The following is a 19,561-nucleotide window of genomic DNA, read 5'->3' on the forward strand; positions in this document are numbered from 1 at the left end:
GCGCCCAGCGCCTTCGCGATGGCCGCCGCGATGCGGTTCGACGGATCGCCGCTGACGGGGCCGGCGCGCCGGTGCGCTGCGCGCGGCTGGCGTCGGCCAGGCCGCGCCGGTTGGCCGACGCCCAGTCGTCCCAGGCCTGGCCGGCGCCGCTGAGCTGGCGCGCGTCCTGCGCGAGCGCCGCCAGCGGCAGCAGCAGCGTGGCCAGCATCGCGTGACGTGCGGCGGTCATGGCTTGGCTCCCGGGCGCAGCGTGGCTGCCGGCGTTGCCTTGAACGGCGAGGGCAGCGGCGGGTTCATCTCGGGCCCCACCCAGACGGCCAGCTGGTAGGGCACGGCGGCGGGCGCGGACACCTGCAGCAGCGCGTCGCCCTGGGCGCGGAAGCTGAGCGTCGCGCGGCCCTGTGCGTCGGCGTCCGCCCTGCGGGCCGGCGCCTTGGACAGCGGCTTGACGGCGGCCAGCTCGATGGCCGGCTGCGCGCCGCGCGCTTGCAGCGTCGCGACGACGGGCTGCATGACGAACAAGCCCTCCAGGCTGAAGCGGGTCGGCCGGCCGGCCACGGTCTGGCCCTCCATCAGCACCAGCCGGCCGCCGTGCCAGGCCTCGGCCTTGGCAAGGTCGAGCCTGATGGCGCCGGCGGTCGGGTCCTCCGGCGCGGCCTGGGCCCGGGCGCCCGCGGCCGCCACGCATAGCAGCACGGCGGCCGCCACCTGCCGCGCCGGCCTCATGACGGCACCCGCTTGAGCTTGAGCAGGCCGGCGCGCAGGCTGGCCTGCAACGGCGGCGGCACGCCGTGCACGCCCACGCTGACCAGCACGTTGCCGCCGCGCACGTAGTACAGCGTCTGCTTGGCGCCGTCGCGTTCCGTCAGCCACAGCGCGCCGTCGGGGTCGCCGGGCACCGGCTGTGCGTCCTTGAGGTCGCGCGCCTTCAGCGCCTGGATGCGGGCCGCGGCGGTCTTGGGGTCGAACCACTGCTGCGTGACCAGCAGCGTGGCCGGGGCGGCGCCGTCCGTGGCGTTGCAACTGAGGAACAGGCGGCCCTGCTCGGGCGCCGTCATGGGCTTGGGCGCACCGGCGAATTCCATCAGCGGCACCAGCTCCACCTTCAGCCCGGTTGCCGCGCTCAGCTCGGCCGGCGTGAACGGGCAGCGTTGCAGCCGCTGGTAGGGCAGGGCCTCGGCGGCCCAGGCGGGGGCGGCCAGCAGCCCGGCCGCGCAGGCCAGCAGCAGTCGCTGCGGCCAAGAGGGGTAGTCCTGTTTCATCACGCCTCCCTGGTGGCTTGCCGGACGTTCGCGCCCGTGGCGGGCGGCTGGCGGCGGCGAGATGCTAGCGGCAGCCCGGCCCGGCGCCGCCCTGGAAACTAGGGGCGATGGCCCGGCCGGGCGGGCTCCCCGGGCGCGGTGGCGCCAGCCGGGATAATCGCCGCCCCATGTCCCAGCCCGTGCAGCTCCCCACCTCCCCGCCCGACAGCGACGACGCCCTGCGCGTCGAGGACTATTTCCGCGACGGCAGCGTCCCCGAGGAGGCGCTGCTGTGGTGGCAGCTGGAGCGCCAGGAGGCGCTGCTGGCCGCCCAGCGGGCGTTGTTCGGCGGCCCGGCGCCGCTGGTGCGGCTGCGCGTGTGGGTGTTCTTCGAGCTGATGGCGCTGCGCGAGTCGCGCCTGACGCGCGAGGCGTTGAACCAGGCCTTCCATGTGCTGCGCGACGAGGCGCTGGACAACGTGCTCAAGCGCCTGCGCGAGGCCGACCTGCTGGCCTGGGACGCCACCGCCCAGACCTACGCCGTCACGCCGCTGGCGCAGCAACTGGTGGGCATCCTGCAGCCGCTGACGCAGGAGCAGTCGCCCGACGGCGACCTGGCCTCGCTGCTGGCCGGCGTGGCCGGCGCGCACCAGCTGGGCACGCTGCAGCCGGCGCAGCTGCAGCATCTGCTGGCGCAGCTGTCCCGCCTGTACGACGAGTTCGCCGACGCGATCGCCAGCGGCAGCGAGTTCGCGCTGCGCCGTGCGCGCACCCGCTTCGAGAAGGCGCTGACGTTGGTGGACCGCGCCGGCGAGGCGCTGGGCGCCATCATTGCGCAGGCCGAATCGGCCGGCGAGGCGCGGCTGGAGCGGCTGGCCCGCGAGCTGGGCCTGGCCCAGGCGCGGCTGCTGGCGATGGCCAGCCAGTTCAACCGCGCGCTGCAGCAGGCCGACCGCCAGCGCGTGACGTTGGGCTCCACCGGCATCACCACCACCGACGTGCGCCGCTGGCTGCAAAGCCAGGGCGACCTGGCCGCGCTGCTGAACGGCGCCTGGGAGCGGCCGGTGCACCCGGTGCTGGTGGCGCAGCGCGACCTCGTCGACACGGCCGAGGCCGAGTTCGAGCGCGACCGCCCCAAGCCCGCCGAAGCCGCCGCGCTGCCGCAGGGCCAGGCCGCGCCCACGGGCGAGCTGGCCGTCATGCAGCTGCCGCCGGACATGGACCAGATGCAGGCGCTGCTGAAGGCCTGGTCGGCCGAACCCATCGAGCGCGACCTGACGCCGGCCATCCTCGGCGGCAGCTATGCCCGCGCCGCCTACCGCGCGCAGCTGCTGCCGCTGCTGGGCGACGCGCAGGCCCGGCATCTCAAGGGCGCCACGGGCGACATGGCCCGCCAGCCCTGGTCGGTCCGCTGGTCCGCCGAGCAAGGCCCCGTGGACGATGAGTTCGTCAAATGGATGAGCCGCGGCGTGTTGACTCCTGAATCCTCTTCCCAATGAGCCCACTCGACGAATCCCAGCAACTCGCCGCGCAACTGCTGGCCCGCCGCTGGCTGCCGCGCAGCCACCCCCTCGTGAAGCGCGCGCTGATCGACACCGAGCTGTGGAACCAGCTCGGCGCGCGCCTGGCCGGCGTGGGCCTGCAGCTGGTGGACAACGTGCACGCCGACCACATCGCCGTCGCGCTGCTGCGCCCGGCGGAGAGCGCGGTGTTCGGCGAATCGGGCCTGGCGGCCAACAACAACCTCGACATCCCGCGCGACGGCGTGGCGCTGCTGGTGATCCTGTGGAGCCTCATCGTGCTGCCCAAGCGCCAGCGCCAGGTGGCCCGCAGCGATGCCATCCACGCCGGCCAGGGCGAGATGTTCGCCACCGACAAGCCCATGCCGCAGGCCGCCAGCGTGGCGCCGCTGATCAGCTACCGCAGCCTGCTGGCCGACTTCGGCGACCAGCTCGGCAAGAAGCTGCGCATGGACACCAACCTCAAGCTGCTGGAGCGCCACGGCTTCATCACGCGCCGCGGCGAGGACATTGCCGAGGGCCCGCTGCTGGACCTGCTGATCGACTACGACCTGCTGGCCCCGCGCATCCTCGACGGCGCTTTAGGCGACGTGCTCGCGCGCGCCGGCCATCCGGTCGCGCGCCCGCAAGAAGAACAACAAGACATTGACGACTGAAGATGTTCCACCTGCAATCGCTTGAACTGCTGCACTGGGACTACTGCCAGCGCGTCACGCTGCCTCTCGACGGCGCCATCATCACCATCGCCGGCCCCAACGGCTCGGGCAAGACCACGCTGCTGGACGCGATGCGCACGCTGCTGGGGCTGGAATGCTCCGGCGGCCGCACGTACAAGACCTACGCCCGCCACGCCAACGCCGAGACGGCCTGGCTGCGCGCACTGGTGGACAACCGCCCGCGCTCGCGCCAGAACAGCAGCCGGCCGTTCGCCAGCTCGCTGCTGTACGCCGACCAGGTCACGCTGGCCTGCCGCATCGAGCGCCACGGCGGCGACTGGGTGCGCCGCTACGTCATCCTCGACGGCGTTCACGAAATTGAGCAGCTGGCCGAGAAGGGCGACCGCGACTGGCTGGGCATCGAGGCCTGGAAGAAGCGGCTGGAGGCCGCCGGCCTCACGCGCGCCATCGGCCGCGTGCTGGCGCTGGAGCAGGGCCAGACCGACCGGCTGTGCGAGCTGAGCCCGAAGGAGCTGCTGCGCCTGGTGTTCGAGGTGTTCGGCGACCAGGAGGTGCTGGACCGCTACGAGCAGGCCCGCAGCCACCAGCAGCAGCTGGGCAAGGAAGTGGAGCAGGCGGCGGCCGAGCTGGCGCACACGCAGGCGCAGCTGAGCGACCTGGCCAACCGCGTGAACAGCCATCGCCAGTACCAGCTCAAGGTCCAGGAGCGCGAGCGCCTGGCCACCGAGGTGCTGCCGGTGCTGCGCTGGAGCGAGGCGCGCGAGCGCATCACCCGCGACGCGCGCGAGCTGCACCGCCAGCGGCTGTTCGCGTCGGGCGACATCAAGGCGCTGAGCGAGAAGCGCGCGGCGCTGCACAGCCTGTTCACCGCGCAGGAGGCTGCCAAAGAGCGCCTGAAGGCGCTGGACGGCGAACGCCGCGAGGCCCGCGCCGCGTTCGACGCGGCGCGTGAAGCCGAGCGGCCTGCCGAAGCGCTGGTCAAGCGCGAGGACGAGCTGAAGGCGCTGGCCGACGTGGAGGCCGACGCCGCCGCGTTGACGGCCAAGATGCAGGAGCTGGCCACCGAACGTGACCGCCTGCGCGCCGACTACACGCGCGCCAGCGACAAGGCCGCCAAGGCGCAAACCGCACTGGGCGAACTCAGCGGCAAGCGCCTGCCCCCGCCGCCGCCGGAGGTGGCGCCGATGAAGCGGGCGCTGGACGACGCCGGCATCGCCCACTACCTCGTCGCCGACAGCATCGACATCGCCGACGAGACCTGGCGCGCCGCCGCCGAAGGCCTGCTGCGGCCGTCGCGCTGGGTGGTGGTGCTGAAGCACCGCAGCGACGAGGGCCGCGCCTTCGACATCGCCGCCAAGCAGCGCTACCGCCACTACGTCGTGTCCGACACCGCGCCCGTCACGCAGGCACCGGCCGGCACCCTGCTGGCGGCGCTGAACGTCAGCGCGCCGCTGCCGGCGTGGCTGGCGCGGCAGCTGGGGGGTATCCGCTGCGTCACGTCCACGGAGGAGGGCGCCAAGGTCGGCGGCGAATGGATCACGACCGATGCCTACTACCGCGACGGCCGCGGCGGCCGCAGCGTGTTCGTGGAGCCGCGCGACCACCAGTTCGGCGCCTCGGCGGTGGACTCCCGCCGCGGTGCGCTGGAAGCCGAGCTGGCCCGCTGGGACGGCGAGCTGAGCCGCATCGCCAAGGCCCAGGCCGAGGTGGAGCGCCAGTTCAAGGACGTGCAGCGCGCCGCCGTGGGCCACAAGGCCGCGCAGGAGCTCTCCGAGCGGGCCGATGAGTTCGCCGAAGCGCGCACGCGCCTGCCGGTGCTGCGCCAGGCGCGCGCCGAGGCCTCCACCCGCATGAGCGCGCTGGACAGCGAGCACGAGCGCGTGGTGCGCGAGTCCACCCGCAGCGAGCAGGCTTATGAGGGCGCGCAGATTGCGCTGAAGGACGGCGAGGGCTCCGCCGCCGGCCGGCTGCGCGAGCACGAGGCGAAGCGCGAGGCGCTGCGCAAGGCGTCGCAGGAGTCGCGCAAGCAGAAGGCCCAGTTCCCGCCCGCGTGGGTCACGCCCGCGGCGCTGGCCGCCGTGCGCGACGAGTTCGAGAACGCCCGCCAGGCCGAGATCCGCGCCCACCATGTGGACCAGGAGCTGCAGACCGGCCACTGGGAGGTGGACGCCAGCGTCGTCGAGCGCCATGCGCGCATGGCCGCCCAGGTGCACGAGCAGGACAGCCAGCTCAGCGACCGCCGCGCCAGCAACGAGATGGCGCGCATCGCCGCCTTCAACGCCCGCGAGCGCTACATCGACGTGCTGCGCGCCACCGTGCGCCGCTACAAGAAGAACGTGGCCGAGCTGGGCGAGCTGGCGGGCACCACCGCCGAGGCCGTGCTGCCGCACCTGGACAACGACGACACCGTGCTGGCCCAGGCCGGCCTGCAGGTCAAGTTCAACTTCGACGGCAAGGGCGAGGTGGGCCTGAACGACGGCGAGGCCTCCGGCGGCCAGCAGGTGCTCAAGAGCCTGATCCTGCTCGTGGGCCTGATGAAGGACGACGAGACGCCCGGCGGCTTCGTCTTCATCGACGAGCCCTTTGCCCACCTGGACGTGCGCAACATCCAGCTGGTGGGCCACTTCCTGCGCAGCACCCGCGCGCAGTACCTGCTGACCACGCCGATCACGCACAACGTCGAGGTGTTCGAGCCCAGCGAGATCACGCTGGTGACCAGCAAGAAGCCGCGCGGCGAACGCTGGGCGCCGCCGATCGCCGTGCTGGCAAGGCGGCCGGAAGTCTCCGTGTATGAATGACTGGGACCACCCGTCGCCGTTCACGCTGGCGCTGACGCCGGCGGCCGAGCACATCGACGGGCTGGGCCACACCAACAACGCCGTCTATGTGCAGTGGTGCGAGCAGGCGGGCTGGGCGCACTCCGAAGCGCTGGGCCTCACGCTGGCCGACTACCGACGGCTGGACCGCGCGATGGCCATCCGCGAGGGGCACTACGACTACCTGCTGCCGTCGTTCGCGGGCGAGGCGCTGGTGCTGGGCACCTGGCTGACGGCCAGCGACGGCCGGCTGGCGATGGAGCGGCGCTTCCAGCTGCGCCGGGCCGGCGACGGCGCGACGCTGCTGCGCGGGCGCTGGGCGCTGGTCTGCATCGAGATCAGCAGTGGCCGCCCACGGCGCATGCCGGCGGAGTTCCTGTCCGCGTACGAGGCTGCGGTCATCGCTGACATCGATTGAAAATTTCACAGCGCGATCAGTTCTAGCAGTTCGGCGGTGCGCAGCGCCCGGCGGGCCCGCTGCACACTGGCGCGGTGACTGCCCTCCACCCCATCCCCCGGCACTGCCGCGCCTGGCGGGCCCGCTTCGCCGCAACCCTGGCCGCTTTGCTGGCCTGCGCCGCGGCGCAAGCCGGCCGGCCCCTGGTGACCGAGGACGCCGCCGTGCTGGGCGACGGGGAGTGCACGGTCGAGACCTACTGGGGGCGCTTTGCCGCCGACGCAGCAGCCACCACTCGCCTGCTGTCGTCGCAGTTCGCCTGCGACGTGGGCCACCGGACACAGCTGGCCATCGCCGCGGCCCGCGTGCGCGACAGTGACGGGCATGGCGACGCGCTCACCGCGGCGGGCAAGACCGTGTTCGCGGGCGGGCAGGGCGGCGCGGCCGAATGGAGCCTCGCCTACGGCGCCGTGGCCCGGCGCACGCGCGGGCTGCGCATGGAGATGGACCAGCTCTACGCGACGCTGGTCACCACGGTGGCGCTGGGCCGCGCCACGTCCGCCCACCTCAACCTCGGCTGGGCCGGCGGCCGCCACCCGCGGGACGACAGCACGCGCTGGGCGGTGGCCGTGGAGACGGCCGTCAGCGATGAGCTGCACCTGATGGCCGAGACGTTCGCCGACGACCGCAACCCGGCCCCCTGGCTGCAGGCCGGCTTCTGGGTCACGCTCAGCCCGCGGCTGTCGTTCAACGCCAGCTACGGTCGCAAGACCGGCAGCGGCGCAGCAAGTGGCGTGACGCTGGGCCTCACGGCCAGCTTCTGACCCGCCGCCGCCGGCTGGCCGGCCACCTGCCCGTGCTGCGGCCGGGTTTATATGGTTTGTATATGAATCGTATATAGTGCCGGCATGGGAATCGTCAAAATCTCCGATCCGCTGCATGAGAGCCTGCGCGTTGCCAGCCAGGCCTTGTCGCGCTCCATCAACGCCCAGGCCGAGCACTGGATGCGCATCGGCCTGCTGGCCGAGCTGCACCCGCAGCTCAACCACAGCGAGCTGTGCCAGTTGCTGATCCGCGCCGAGCAGGAAGGCGGGCTGGACCTGGCCCGCGTCGCCGGCTGGGTTCAGCCCGCCAAGGCCAAGGGAGCCCGCGCATGAAGAGCCTCAAGCTGCGCAGCCCCGAGGAAGTCGCCAAGGCCCGCACGGCCGGCCACCTCATCGCCGAGGTGCTGGCCATGCTCAAGCCCCACGTCGTGCCGGGCGTGACGACCGAGGAACTGGACGCCCTCTGCCACGACTACATCGTCGGCACGCTGAAATGCACGCCGTCCAACGTCGGCTACCACGGCTACCCCAAGACGGCCTGCATCTCGCCCAACCACGTCGTCTGCCACGGCATCCCGAGCAAGGACAAGAAGCTCAAGAAGGGTGACATCGTCAACGTGGACGTCACGCTGACCAAGGACGGCTGGTTCGGCGACAGCAGCCGCATGTTCATCGTCGGCGAGGCCAACGTGCTGGCGCGCCGGCTGGTGATGACCACGTACGAGGCACTGCGCGCCGGCATCCGCCAGGTGCGCCCCGGCGCGACGCTGGGCGATGTGGGCCACGCCATCCAGAAGGTGGCCCACGCGGCCGGCTTCAGCGTCGTGCGCGAGTACGGCGGGCATGGCATCGGCGACGTTTATCACGACGAGCCGCACGTCAACCACTTCGGCCGCCCGGGCGAAGGCCTGAAGCTGCAGGAAGGCATGATCTTCACGATCGAGCCCATGATCAACGCCGGCGGCGCCGCCATCCGCGAGCTGAACGACGGCTGGACGGTGGTGACGCGCGACCACTCGCTGTCGGCGCAATGGGAGCACATGGTGGCTGTCACCAAGGACGGCTTTGAGATCCTGACGCCGTGGCCGGATGGGTTGGGGGAGTATCCGGCGATTGATTGAGCGATCCGACTCGTGGAGAGGCGGCCTCAGCGTTCCCGGTAAGCGGACCGGCCAGCGTAGCTGGCCCAGGACCGCTTGACCAACCGGCTAGACATGCCTGTTCCGCGTCTGCGAGAGCCAATTGCCTGCAATCATGAGCACGCGCGCGAGGCTTTCCAGAAGCAGCCACGCCACAAGGAGCGGCCCCGCGGCATATCCAATGATCAGCAGAACTTGTGGCTGAGCCAGGCAGGCACTGAACGCCGCCACGCATAGCGCCGGAAAACCAATCCGTCCAACAATGGCTACAAACTTTCCGAATAAGAAGAGGGTTTGACCAACGCCCCCGCCGGTGTTCGACCAGTCGGTCACGAGGAAGAAAGTAGAAAGGCAGCGAGGCATTTGGCTGTCTTGACGGTGGAGTTCAGCCGACCAGCCAGCGCATCAGGCGCCGGTCGGCTGCAATGACAGGTGATGTCTCACGCCTTACGGAAGTGAGTCAACGAAATTGATGCCACGTTCCATCAACCTGCGCATCAGTCGAATTGTCACCTCTTCAGGTGGGCCGTCAAACTCACCCGGCCGCTCAACCAAATCCGTGCAATCACGCCCGGCATGAAGGTGCACCGCCCGTTCAATCTCATTTATTGAACGAACCTCGACGGCGCCCTGCTCATGAGGAAGCAGGACATAAATGCAATCGTGATAGAGCTCGTTCTGCAATCCCGCCGACTTTAAGGCTGCAGAGAGTTCATATAGGCCGTCATCGTGCGACATAACGTTTGACGTAACCGGCCGCAGCAGCGCGCAGCGATGCGGAGGTCCGGTTGACGGAATGGTTGGGCAATAGCGGCATCATTTTTGAATCGTCCAATCGTGAACACAGAATCCACAAACGAACTGTTCGGGATCATCTTCAAGTGAACAACTCGAAGACCCGGCGAATGCAATCCCAGGAACGCTGTTCTCTTCGTCGTCGGCGATGTAACACATTTCATCCCCATCATCGTATAGAAGTGGATGCAATCGCTGAACCGAAGACATAGGGCTTCCAATCGAAACCGCTTCCATGTAGCTGCCGCTATAACCTTCAAACAGGAATATACAAAAGAGCTTTCCGGCAGCATTGAAACTGAGTCGAACTTGATCGTCCCCGAAAAACACTGCCCGGATATGCCCGTCCAGGTCTCGTTTCGCGATAACGCCTCGGTTCTGCCGCAAGGCTGCGACAGGTACTTGCTGATCAAGAACGGTCGCGCCGCGAATGATTTCAGCAATTTCTGAGATATCCATGCCGATCTCGAATCCAGCAGCGGAATGCCTTGGAATAATTTCTGCTTGAAGATCTAGCGTTCTCATCGGTTTGGAGCCCAACGTGTTTTAGAGAGACAGCCGACGCCGCCAAAGCAGGCGCGCTGCGCCCTAAAACGGGCTGCGTCATCGTAGGCAAGTGCTTGAATTGACACAGAAAATCTCCCGTTCTGCTGCATTTCATACAGCATTAAATTTCCGGCAAAAGCGGCGCGCCGTTACAAGTTCTTGGTGGACTTCTTTTGGGAATGCCGGTCCGCGCAATGATGCCAGCCGGATCGCCTCCCACGCTTCAGGGAAAGCAACCGTCCAGCACCGCTCGTCTATCTCAGCTGGCTTGGAGCGCATCAGCCGACGCGCGCTTCCTCCCGCCGCAATTCCCTCGCCGCTGCCACCATCCTCGCGAGCGCCGCTTCAGTCTCCACCCACCCCCGCGTCTTCAGCCCGCAGTCCGGGTTGACCCACAGCAGCGCCGGCGGAATGACTTCGGCGGCCTTCTTCAGCAGCCGCAGCATCTCCGCCGTGTCCGGCACGCGGGGCGAGTGGATGTCGTAGACGCCGGGGCCGATCTCGTTGGGGTAGCGGAAGTCCCCGAAACCGCGCAGCAGTTCCATGTCCGACCGGCTCGTCTCGATGGTGATGACGTCGGCGTCCATCGCGGCGATGTCGGGGAGGATGTCGTTGAACTCCGAGTAGCACATGTGGGTGTGAATCTGCGTGTCGTCGCGCACCGGGCTGGCGGCCACGCGGAAGGCGCGGGTGGCCCAGGCGAGGTAGTCGCTCCACGCGGCACGGCGCAGCGGCAGGCCTTCGCGGATGGCGGGCTCGTCGATCTGGATGACGGCGATGCCGGCGGCTTCCAGGTCGGCCACCTCGTCGCGGATGGCCAGCGCGATCTGCAGCGCCGTGTCGGCGCGCGGCTGGTCGTCGCGGACGAAGGACCATTGCAGGATGGTGATGGGGCCGGTCAGCATGCCCTTCATGGGCTTGGGCGTGAGGCTCTGCGCGAAGACGGTCCAGTCCACCGTCATGGCCTTCGGGCGGGACACGTCGCCGAACAGCACCGGCGGCTTCACGCAGCGGGACCCGTAGCTCTGCACCCAGCCGTTGGCCGTGAAGGCGAAGCCGGCGAGCTGTTCGCCGAAGTACTCCACCATGTCGTTGCGCTCGGCCTCGCCGTGCACCAGCACGTCCAGGCCGAGGGCCTCCTGTTTGCGCACGGCGAGTTCGATCTCGCGGTGCATCGCGTCGCGGTAGACGACCTCGGACAGCTCGCCGCGCTTGAACGCGGCGCGGGCCGCGCGGATCTCGGGCGTCTGCGGGAAGGAGCCGATGGTGGTCGTCGGGAACGTGGGCAGGCGCAGCCGCTGGCGCTGCGCGGCCTGGCGGCTGGGGAAGGGCGAGCGGCGCTGGTCGGCGTCTGCGGGCAGTGCCCTCAACCGCGCGGCGACGGCCGCGTTGCGCACGCGGCGGCTGCTGATGCGCGTGGCGCGGGCGACGCGTGCTTCGGCCAGCTCGCGGCTGACGCCGGCTTCATCGCCCCACAGCGCGCGCTTGAGCACGCGCAGTTCGTCCAGTTTCTCGACGGCACCGGCCAGCCAGGACTGCAGCTCGGTGTCCACCGCCGCGTCGTGCCGCAGGCTGAACGGTACGTGCAGCAGCGAGCACGACGGCGCCACCCACAGCCGCCCGCCGCGCAGCTGCTGCACCTGGCGCAGCGTGGCCAGCGCGGCGTCCAGGTCGCTGCGCCAGATGTTGCGGCCGTCCAGGATGCCCACGGACAGCTCGCGGTCCCGCGGCAGGCGCTGCGCCACCGGCAGCAGCTCGGCCGGCGCGCGCACGGCGTCCACATGCAGGCCGGCCACGGGCAGCTCGCAGGCGAGGTCGAGGTTGTCGGCCAGCGGCGAGAAGTAGGTGGCCAGCAGCAGCGGCTGGCCGACGACGCCCAGCCGCGCGTAGGCCTGGCGCAGCGCGTCCTGCCACGGCGGGCTGAGGTCCAGCCCGAGGATGGGTTCGTCCAGCTGCACCCAGGTCACGCCGCGGGCGGCCAGGCGGGTCAGCAGCTGTTCGTAGGCGGGCAGCAGGCGCTTGAGCAACGCCAGGCGGTCGAAGCCGTCCTGCTTGCTCTTGCCGAGAAACAGGAAGCTCACCGGCCCCAGCAGCGCGACCTTGGGGCTGGCGGGCAGCGCGATGGCTTCGTCCACCTCGGCCAGCAGCCGGTCGGCGTGCAGGCTGAACTCGGTGGCGGCGTCGAACTCGGGCACGAGGTAGTGGTAGTTGGTGTCGAACCACTTGGTCATCTCCAGCGCGGGTACGCCGTCGCCGTGCGGGCTGCCGCAGCTGCACGGCGCGTCGTGGGCCGCCGCGCCGCGGGCCATCGTGAAGTAGCGCTGCAGCGCTGTCTCCTGGCCGGTGAAGCCGAAGCGGGCGGGCTCGCAGCCGAACAGCTGGATCAACTGGGCGACGTGGTCGTACAGCGCGAAGTCGCCCACGGTGACGTGGTCCAGCCCGGCGTCGCGCTGCAGCGCCCAGTGGCGGGCGCGCAGTGCGGCGGCCTGGGCTTCCAGCGCGGCGGCCGGCAGCTCGCCGCGCCAGTGGCGTTCCAGCGCCGTCTTCAGTTCGCGGTGCTGGCCCATGCGGGGGAAGCCGAGGATATGAGTCTTGATCATGTTGAATCGAGTGATGCTGAATTCGATTCGTGATGATCCGCAGTCGGGCACAATGAATCAAACGAAACGTTTTCGGGTTCATCAACAGTTCCGCTCATGCAAACACCGCTCGAACTGCGCCATCTGCGCACGCTGGCCGCGCTGCGCGAGGCCGGCAATCTGTCCCGCGCGGCGCAACTGCTGAACCTGACGCAGTCGGCGCTGTCCCACCAGCTCAAGGGCCTGGAGGAGCACTACGGCGCCGAGCTGTTCGCGCGCAAGAGCAACCCGCTGGTGTTCGGCGTCGTCGGCCAGCGGCTGCTGAAGCTGGCGGACGCCGTGCTGCCGCAGGTGGACGAGGCCGACCGCGACGTGCGCCGGCTGGTGGACGGCTCGGCTGGCCAGCTGCGCATCGCCGTGGAATGCCACACCTGCTTCGACTGGCTGATGCCGGCGATGGATGCCTTTCGCGAGCGTTGGCCGGAGGTGGAGCTGGACATCGTGTCCGGCTTCCAGGCCGACCCCGTGGGCCTGCTGCACCAGGACCGCGCCGAGCTGGCCATCGTGTCGGACGTGGATGCCGACGAGACCGGCGTCGTCGTGCACCCGCTGTTCAGCTTCGAGATCGTCGCGCTGCTGCCCAAGGGTCATGCGCTGCTCGGCAAGCCGTGGCTGGACGCGGCGGACTTCGCCGGCCAGACGCTGATCACCTACCCGGTGCCCGACGACATGCTGGACCTGGTGCGCCGCGTGCTGCAGCCCGCCGGCATCACGCCGCCGCGGCGCACCAGCGAGCTAACGGTGGCCATGCTGCAGCTGGTGGCCAGCGGCCGGGGCATCGCGGCGCTACCGCTGTGGGCGGTGGAGGGCTACCTGGCGCGCGGGTATGTCGCGCGGCAGCGCATCGGCGAGGGCGGGCTGACGGGGCGGCTGTACGCGGTCAGCACGCCGGGCCTGGCCGCCAAGCCCTTCCTGGCCGACTTCGTGCGGCTGATGCGCGAGACCTCGCTGCTGAACCTGGCCGGCGTGAGCCTGCTCTGAGGCCGTCTCAGTTGCGGGCGTGCGAGACGCGGTAGCCCGCCAGCCCGGGCAGCTCGGGCAGCCGGCTCGCGAAGCGCGACAGCGTGTCGCGGCCGTAGTTCTGCCGCGCCGTGCAGACGAAGCGCCATTCCTGCTGCCCGTCGTGGCATTCGATGCTGACCGAGCCCGGCGCGAAGTCGTAGCCCAGGCTGGCCGCAAAGGTCACGAGCTCGGCCTGCGCGAACGTGCGGCCGGGCTCGCCGCGCAGGTGCACGGCGATGGCGGGGTGCGAGGGCAGCGCCGCCTCCAGCCGGGCGCCCCACATCATCAGCGACGCGCACAGCAGCGTCAGCGTGATGGCGGCGAAGTAGAACCCCATGCCGACCACGATGCCGATGGCCGATGCGGCCCAGAGTGACGCGGCCGTCGTCAGGCCGGAGATGTTCATGCCCTCGCGCATGATGACGCCTGCGCACAGGAAGCCGATGCCGGTGACGACGCCCTGGATGACGCGGGTCGGGTCCATCAGCGCGGGGAGCGTGGCGCCCGCGCTGCCGCCGAACCACTGGTGGGGCAGCCCCAGCAGCACGATGACGGCGGTGGAGGCCATGCAGACCAGCGCGTAGGTGCGCATGCCGGCCGCGCGGCCGTGGAAGGCGCGCTCGTAGCCCAGCACCAGGCCCAGCAGGCCAGCGCCAGCGAGGTGCAGCAGCACGAGCAGGTTGGCCTGCCATTGGGACAGGGTCCAGTAACGCAGCAGCTGGTCGGTTTCGAGCATGAGGGCGGGCTTGAAGTGTCGGTGCCACCGTAGCCCAGTTTTGCGCGCCGCGCCACCTGGCCGAGCGCCGGGCGGGGCGCCGATCAGCCTCTCGCGTCGAAACGGGTCACCGCGTCGGCCATGCCGTCCAGCGGCAGCACCTCGTCGACCGCGCCCAGCTTGATGGCCTCCATGGGCATGCCGAACACCACGCAGCTGGCCTCGTCCTGCGCCAGCGTGCGCACGCCCAGGTCGTGCAGCTGCTTCATGCCGCGGGCGCCGTCGTCGCCCATGCCGGTGAGCATGATGGCCAGCGCGTCGCCGTTGGTGTGCTCGGCCAGGCTGCGGAACAGCACATCCACCGACGGCTTGTGGCGGTTCACCGGCGGGCCGTCCAGCACCACGGCGTAGTACTGACCGGCGTTCTTGCGCAGCTTCATGTGCTTGCCGCCCGGCGCGATGAGCACGACGCCGCGCTCCAGCCGGTCGCCGTCGCGGGCCTCCCGCACAGACATGTTGCACAGGCCGTCCAGCCGCTGTGCGTACATGGCGGTGAAGCGCTCGGGCATGTGCTGCACGATGGCGATCCCGGGGGCGTCCGCCGGCAGGGACCGCAGGATGTGTTCGATGGCCTGCGTGCCGCCGGTGGAGCTGCCGATGACGACGGGCTTGTTGACCGACAGTGCGTGCAGCCCCGGCGCGGCGGCGGGCAGGCGCGGCGCGGCGCTTCCCGCGGGGGCGGCCGGCAGGCGCACCATGCGCGGGCGCGAGCGCGCGGCTGCCTTGAGCGTGGCGATGAGCTCGCGGCGCGAGTCCTCCAGGAACTGGCGCAGCCCCAGGCGAGGCTTGGCCACCACGGCGACCGCGCCTGCCGCGAGTGCGTCCACCGCGATGCGGCTCCCTTCCGTGCTCAGCGAGGAGCAGATGACCGTCGGGATGGGCGCCTCGGCCATCTGCTGGCGCAGGAAGGTGAGGCCGTCCATGCCGGGCATCTCGATGTCCAGCAGCAGCACGTCGGGGCGCCGCTTGCGGATCAGTGGTGCGGCCAGGAGCGGGTTGGGCGCGCTGCCGCTGGCCTCGATGTCCGGGTCGCCCTGCAGCAGGGCCGCCATGGTCTGGCGCACGACGGCGGAATCGTCGATGACGAAAACTTTGATCATGGGGTGCTCGCTTTCGGGCCAGGGGGCAAAGCCATGTGCACGGCCTCCACCTCGGGCGCCTCGGGGCCGACGGTCCAGCGCAGCTTGCGGTAGGCGTGGCCGCCGACCGAGGCCCCCAGCACGTGCACGCCGGCACGCTGCAGGGCCTCCAGCGCCCAGGTCATGTTGGCGGCACCGACGTTGCCCTGGGCCGCCGTGTCGCCGACCTGGCCCGGGAACATGTTGCCGCCGCCGTAGACCCAGGCCTGGCATTGCCGGGCGTCGATGCCGCGGCTGCGCAGCTGGCGCGCCATCTCGGCCAGCGCGCCGTCGCCATAGGCGGTGTTGCAACCGCCGGTGGGAGCGCCGGCATGCACCACATGGCACATCGCACCGACGGTGCGGCGCGGGTCGGTCAGCACGATGGCCACGCACGACCCGAGCAGCGTCTCCAGCCGGCCGCCGCGGTCCACGCAGGCCACGTCGCCCGGGTGCAGCGTCACGTGCGCGGGCGTCATGGACGGGTCTCCTTGCGGAACGCGCCGGGGGCCAGCACCGTGAGCGGCGTCTTGCAGGGCACGCGGCCTTCGGCGGTGCCCAGGAAGAACAGCCCGCCCGGGCGCAGCTGCGCGAGCACGCGGTCGACGACGGCGCTCTTGGTCTTGGCGTCGAAGTACAGCAGCACGTTGCGCAGGAAGACGACGTCGAACGGCCCGAGCGGCTCGATGGCGGCGCACAGGTTGAGCTGGCCGAAGCGCACGCGCTCGCGCAGCGTCTCCCGCATCTGTACCAGGCCTTCGCTGTCCCCTTCACCGCGCAGGCAGTGGCGCTTGAGGCGCTGGGGCGTGACGTCGCGCAGCCGGTCGGCCGGATAGATGCCCTGCACGGCGCTCTGCAGCACGCGCTCGCTGATGTCGGTGCCCAGCACCGACCAGTCCGGGCCGATGCAGCCCATCATTTCCAGGTCGGCCAGCAGCATGGCGGTGCTGTAGGCCTCGTCGCCGAAGGAGGACGCCGCGCTCCAGACCGCGAGCTGCTGGGGCCGCGTGCGCTGGAGTTCGGCCTGCAGCAGCGCGAAGTGGGCAGGCTCGCGGAAGAAGTAGGTCTCGTTGGTGGTGAGCAGGTCCACGGCCATCTGGAACTCGCCGCCGTCGTCGGCGCTTTCCAGCAGGTCGACGTAGTCGTCGAAGCCGCGCAGCCCGAGTCGCTGCAGGCGTCCGGCCAGGCGCGAATGCATCAGCGACTTCTTGTTGGGCCCATAGGACAGCCCGACGCTGCCGTGCATCAGGCGGGCGATGCGGCTGAAGCTGCGGTCGGACAGGGGAATGGTGGCCATCGGCAACCTCAGGCAGCCAGTGCGAGCTGGCCGCTCTCGCACAGCGCGGCCATCTCGTCGATGTCCAGCGCGCGGTCGGGGTCCAGCAGCACGATGAAGCGGTCGCCGCGCTTGCCCATGCCGGCGATGAAGTCACGACGGGTGGTGCCGCCGAACGGCGGGGCGGGTTCGATCTGGGCGGGCTCCAGCGAGATGACCTCGCAGACCGCGTCCACCATCAGCCCCAGCTCGACCCGCTCGCCGTCGCGCAGCGCGTCGAAGATGACGATGCAGGTCTTCTTGCCCACGCTGGCGGCGCCGCGGCCGAAGCGGGCCTGCAGGTCGATGACGGGCACCACGGCGCCGCGCAGGTTGATGACGCCGCGCACGAACTCGGGCATCAGCGGTACCGGCGTCATGGCGCCGTGCTGGATGATTTCGCGCACGGTGCGGATGTCCAGGGCGAACAGCTCCGCGCCCAGCGTGAAGCTGAGGAACTGGCGCGCCTGGCTTGCGGCCTCGGCGGCTGCATCGACGGTGTGATTCATGCCGACCTCCGGATGTCAGAACGGGCGGAAGTTGCCGTGCGTGCCGGTGGCCTGCAGGCGTGTCGGGCCGGTGTTGCGCGGCGCGTTGCCCCGCATCGGCGAGTTGGGTGCGCGACGTTCGACGAAGGGCTGCGCGTCGTGGCGGCCGGGCGCCTGGCCGGCGCTGCCGTCGCCGCGGGTGCTGAAGAACGCCACCGTCTGCTGCAGCTGCTCGGCCTGGCCGGAGAGTTCTTCCGACGTGGCGGCCAGTTCCTCGGACGCGCTGGCGTTCTGCTGCGTGGCCTTGCTGAGCTGACCCATCGCGCCGCCGATCTGCGTGACGGACTGGCTCTGCTCCTGCGAGGCGGCGGCGATCTCCTGCACCAGCTCGCTGGTCTTCTGGATGCTGGGGACGATCTCGTCGAGCAGCTTGCCGGCGCGCTCCGCGGTGCTGACGCTGTTGCCGGCGAGGTCGCCGATCTCCTTGGCAGCCTCCTGGCTGCGCTCGGCGAGCTTGCGCACCTCGGCGGCCACCACGGCGAAGCCCTTGCCGTGCTCGCCGGCGCGGGCGGCCTCGATGGCGGCGTTCAGCGCCAGCAGGTTGGTCTGGTAGGCGATGTCGTCGACGATGCTGATCTTCTGCGCGATCTGCTTCATCGCGGTCACGGTCTGCGTGACGGCGACGCCGCCGTCGGCGGCCTCGCGGCTGGCCTTGGTGGCCATGCCGTCGGTCACGCGGGCGTTGTCGCTGTTCTGGCCGATGCTGGCCGACATCATGTCGATGGACGCGGTGGTCTGCTCCACCGACGAGGCCTGCTCGCTGGCCGACTGCGACAGGCTCTGCGCGGTAGCGCTGACCTGGCCGGCGGCGCCGGTGAGCGCGTCGGCGGCACTGCGCACTTCCTCGATGACGTTGGCGAGCTTCTCGCAGGTGCTGTTGGCGTCGTTCTTGACCTGCTCGTAGGCGCCGTCCACCTCGGCGGTGATGCGCTGCGTGAGGTCGCCGGCCGCCAGGCCGCCGAAGACGCGGCCCACGTCGGCGATGACGGCCGCGAGTTTCTCGGACGTGGCATTGGCGTCGTCCTTGAGGCTGCCGAAGACGCCGCTGTAGTCCGCCGTGATGCGCTGCGACAGGTCGCCGGTGGACAACGCGGCGAACACGCGGCCCACGTCGCCCAGGATCACCGCCGTGGTCTCGATCAGTGCGTTCATGCCCTCGCACAGCGAGGCGACCTGGCCGGTCTTGCCGTCCATCGGGATGCGCCGCGAGAGGTCGCCGCCGCGCGCGGCGCTGGTCACCTGCTGGGCCTGGGCCACGGCCTCGTCGAGCATGCGCGCGGCGCGCATCTGGGCGGTCACGTCGGTGGCGATCTTGACGACCTTCACGACGCGGCCCATCTCGTCCTTCACCGGCGCGTAGACCGCCTGGATCCACACGTCCTGGCCGGCCTTGTTGATGCGGTGGAACACGTCGTTCTGCGGCTTGCCGGCGTTCAGGTCGCGCCAGAACTGGGCGTACGCCGGGCTGGCGGCAAGCGCGCTGTCGCAGAACATGCGGTGGTGGCGGCCCTTGACCTCGTCCAGGCTGTAGCCCATGACGGCGAGCAGGTTTTCGTTGGCCGTCAGCACCTGGCCGTCGAGGTCGAACTCGATGTAGGCGTAGCTGCGGTCGATGGCAGCCAGGATGCCGCGCGAGTTCTGGCGCTCGATCTCCTGCTCGGTGATGTCATAGCGCACGCCGAGGTATTTCATCGGCTTGCCGTTGTCGCCCAGGATGGGGGCGATGACGGCGTCGACGTAGTACGGCGTGCCGTCCTTGGCGCGGTTTTTCACCATGCCGCGGAAGATCTCGCCGCGGCCGATCGTGGCCCACATCTGCTTGAACACCTCCTTGGGCATGTCCGGGTGGCGGGTGGTGTTGTGGCCGTGGCCGATCAGTTCCCCGCGGCCGTACTTGGAGACCTGCAGGAACTTGTCGTTGATGGACAGGATGTCGCCCTTCTTGTCGGCCTCCGAGACGATGCTGGTGACATTCATGATGTCGGTGCGCACCTTGAGCTCCGCCTCGGCGAGCTTCAGTCGCGCCTGCAGGTCGTCGCGCTCGGCCTGCAGGTCGTCGCGGCTGCGCTCGGCGGCGGCGCGGGCGATCTCGGCGGCGCTGCGGGCCTCGTCGGCGGCGGCACGGGCCTGCTCGGCCGCATCGATGCGATCGCCGGCCAGAACGCGGGTCAGCCAGGGGGTGGTAGCAGCAGTCATGGGTTGCCTCTTG

19 protein-coding genes are annotated in these 19,561 nt (G+C 70.2%); 8 read left to right on the top strand and 11 right to left on the bottom strand.

Annotated elements, in window-relative coordinates; genetic code table 11:
* Positions 1–225: 225 nt before the first annotated feature.
* On the bottom strand, positions 226–726 hold the full coding sequence (locus ACG04Q_RS20055) for a hypothetical protein (RefSeq protein ID WP_394513084.1): 501 nt from the start codon (positions 724–726) through the stop codon (positions 226–228).
* A complete protein-coding gene (locus ACG04Q_RS20060) occupies positions 723–1,262 on the bottom strand; it encodes a hypothetical protein (protein WP_394513085.1) in 540 nt (179 codons plus the stop codon). The genes ACG04Q_RS20055 and ACG04Q_RS20060 overlap by 4 nt, the downstream gene beginning before the upstream one ends.
* A 167-nt stretch (positions 1,263–1,429) precedes the next feature.
* Between ACG04Q_RS20060 and ACG04Q_RS20065 the strand changes: the two genes are divergently transcribed.
* From ACG04Q_RS20065 to map, 7 genes are all read left to right on the top strand, one after another.
* Positions 1,430–2,740 (top strand): hypothetical protein, encoded by a 1,311-nt coding sequence (locus ACG04Q_RS20065; RefSeq protein ID WP_394513086.1) that lies wholly within the window; start codon positions 1,430–1,432, stop codon positions 2,738–2,740.
* The gene (locus ACG04Q_RS20070; RefSeq protein WP_394513088.1) at positions 2,737–3,417 is read left to right on the top strand and encodes a hypothetical protein; all 681 of its coding nucleotides are present in this window, start codon (positions 2,737–2,739) and stop codon (positions 3,415–3,417) included. The genes ACG04Q_RS20065 and ACG04Q_RS20070 overlap by 4 nt, the downstream gene beginning before the upstream one ends.
* Before the next feature lie 2 nt (positions 3,418–3,419).
* The gene (locus tag ACG04Q_RS20075) at positions 3,420–6,236 is read left to right on the top strand and encodes an ATP-binding protein (protein ID WP_394513090.1); all 2,817 of its coding nucleotides are present in this window, start codon (positions 3,420–3,422) and stop codon (positions 6,234–6,236) included.
* The gene (locus ACG04Q_RS20080; protein ID WP_394513092.1) at positions 6,229–6,672 is read left to right on the top strand and encodes an acyl-CoA thioesterase; all 444 of its coding nucleotides are present in this window, start codon (positions 6,229–6,231) and stop codon (positions 6,670–6,672) included. The genes ACG04Q_RS20075 and ACG04Q_RS20080 overlap by 8 nt, the downstream gene beginning before the upstream one ends.
* Before the next feature lie 74 nt (positions 6,673–6,746).
* Complete coding sequence (locus ACG04Q_RS20085; RefSeq protein ID WP_394513094.1) at positions 6,747–7,475, top strand: hypothetical protein; 729 nt, start codon at positions 6,747–6,749, stop codon at positions 7,473–7,475.
* 84 nt (positions 7,476–7,559) lie between these two features.
* Entirely contained in the window at positions 7,560–7,808 is a 249-nt protein-coding gene (locus ACG04Q_RS20090; protein ID WP_394513096.1) for a ParD-like family protein, read from the top strand.
* Positions 7,805–8,596 (top strand): type I methionyl aminopeptidase, encoded by a 792-nt coding sequence (gene map, locus ACG04Q_RS20095; protein ID WP_394513098.1) that lies wholly within the window; start codon positions 7,805–7,807, stop codon positions 8,594–8,596. The genes ACG04Q_RS20090 and map overlap by 4 nt, the downstream gene beginning before the upstream one ends.
* An 87-nt stretch (positions 8,597–8,683) precedes the next feature.
* Here the strand turns inward: map and ACG04Q_RS20100 are convergent, their stop codons facing one another.
* The 3 genes from ACG04Q_RS20100 to metE all read right to left on the bottom strand — a co-directional run bounded on the left by ACG04Q_RS20100 (position 8,684) and on the right by metE (position 12,555).
* Entirely contained in the window at positions 8,684–8,977 is a 294-nt protein-coding gene (locus ACG04Q_RS20100; protein WP_394513100.1) for a hypothetical protein, read from the bottom strand.
* Between the two features lie 453 nt (positions 8,978–9,430).
* Entirely contained in the window at positions 9,431–9,934 is a 504-nt protein-coding gene (locus ACG04Q_RS20105) for a hypothetical protein (RefSeq protein ID WP_394513102.1), read from the bottom strand.
* Positions 9,935–10,233: 299 nt separating this feature from the next.
* Positions 10,234–12,555, bottom strand: coding sequence for a 5-methyltetrahydropteroyltriglutamate--homocysteine S-methyltransferase (gene metE, locus ACG04Q_RS20110; RefSeq protein WP_394513104.1), 2,322 nt, complete (start codon positions 12,553–12,555; stop codon positions 10,234–10,236).
* 96 nt (positions 12,556–12,651) lie between these two features.
* Between metE and ACG04Q_RS20115 the strand changes: the two genes are divergently transcribed.
* On the top strand, positions 12,652–13,575 hold the full coding sequence (locus ACG04Q_RS20115) for a LysR family transcriptional regulator (protein ID WP_394513106.1): 924 nt from the start codon (positions 12,652–12,654) through the stop codon (positions 13,573–13,575).
* A 7-nt stretch (positions 13,576–13,582) separates the two neighbouring features.
* Here the strand turns inward: ACG04Q_RS20115 and ACG04Q_RS20120 are convergent, their stop codons facing one another.
* The 6 genes from ACG04Q_RS20120 to ACG04Q_RS20145 all read right to left on the bottom strand — a co-directional run bounded on the left by ACG04Q_RS20120 (position 13,583) and on the right by ACG04Q_RS20145 (position 19,548).
* On the bottom strand, positions 13,583–14,332 hold the full coding sequence (locus ACG04Q_RS20120) for an MgtC/SapB family protein (protein ID WP_394513108.1): 750 nt from the start codon (positions 14,330–14,332) through the stop codon (positions 13,583–13,585).
* 83 nt (positions 14,333–14,415) lie between these two features.
* Positions 14,416–15,471: a protein-glutamate methylesterase/protein-glutamine glutaminase gene (locus ACG04Q_RS20125; RefSeq protein WP_394513110.1), complete on the bottom strand. Its 1,056-nt coding sequence runs from the start codon at positions 15,469–15,471 to the stop codon at positions 14,416–14,418.
* A complete protein-coding gene (locus ACG04Q_RS20130) occupies positions 15,468–15,968 on the bottom strand; it encodes a chemotaxis protein CheD (protein ID WP_394513112.1) in 501 nt (166 codons plus the stop codon). The genes ACG04Q_RS20125 and ACG04Q_RS20130 overlap by 4 nt, the downstream gene beginning before the upstream one ends.
* The gene (locus tag ACG04Q_RS20135; protein WP_394513114.1) at positions 15,965–16,786 is read right to left on the bottom strand and encodes a CheR family methyltransferase; all 822 of its coding nucleotides are present in this window, start codon (positions 16,784–16,786) and stop codon (positions 15,965–15,967) included. Before ACG04Q_RS20135 ends, ACG04Q_RS20130 begins: the two co-directional genes overlap by 4 nt.
* 8 nt (positions 16,787–16,794) lie before the next feature.
* Entirely contained in the window at positions 16,795–17,313 is a 519-nt protein-coding gene (locus ACG04Q_RS20140) for a chemotaxis protein CheW (RefSeq protein WP_394513116.1), read from the bottom strand.
* A gap of 15 nt (positions 17,314–17,328) precedes the next feature.
* Positions 17,329–19,548, bottom strand: coding sequence for a methyl-accepting chemotaxis protein (locus ACG04Q_RS20145; RefSeq protein ID WP_394513117.1), 2,220 nt, complete (start codon positions 19,546–19,548; stop codon positions 17,329–17,331).
* Between the last annotated feature and the right edge of the window lie 13 nt (positions 19,549–19,561).

Source organism: Pelomonas lactea (assembly GCF_043555885.1).
Classification (GTDB): Bacteria; Pseudomonadota; Gammaproteobacteria; order Burkholderiales; family Burkholderiaceae_C; genus Pelomonas; species Pelomonas lactea.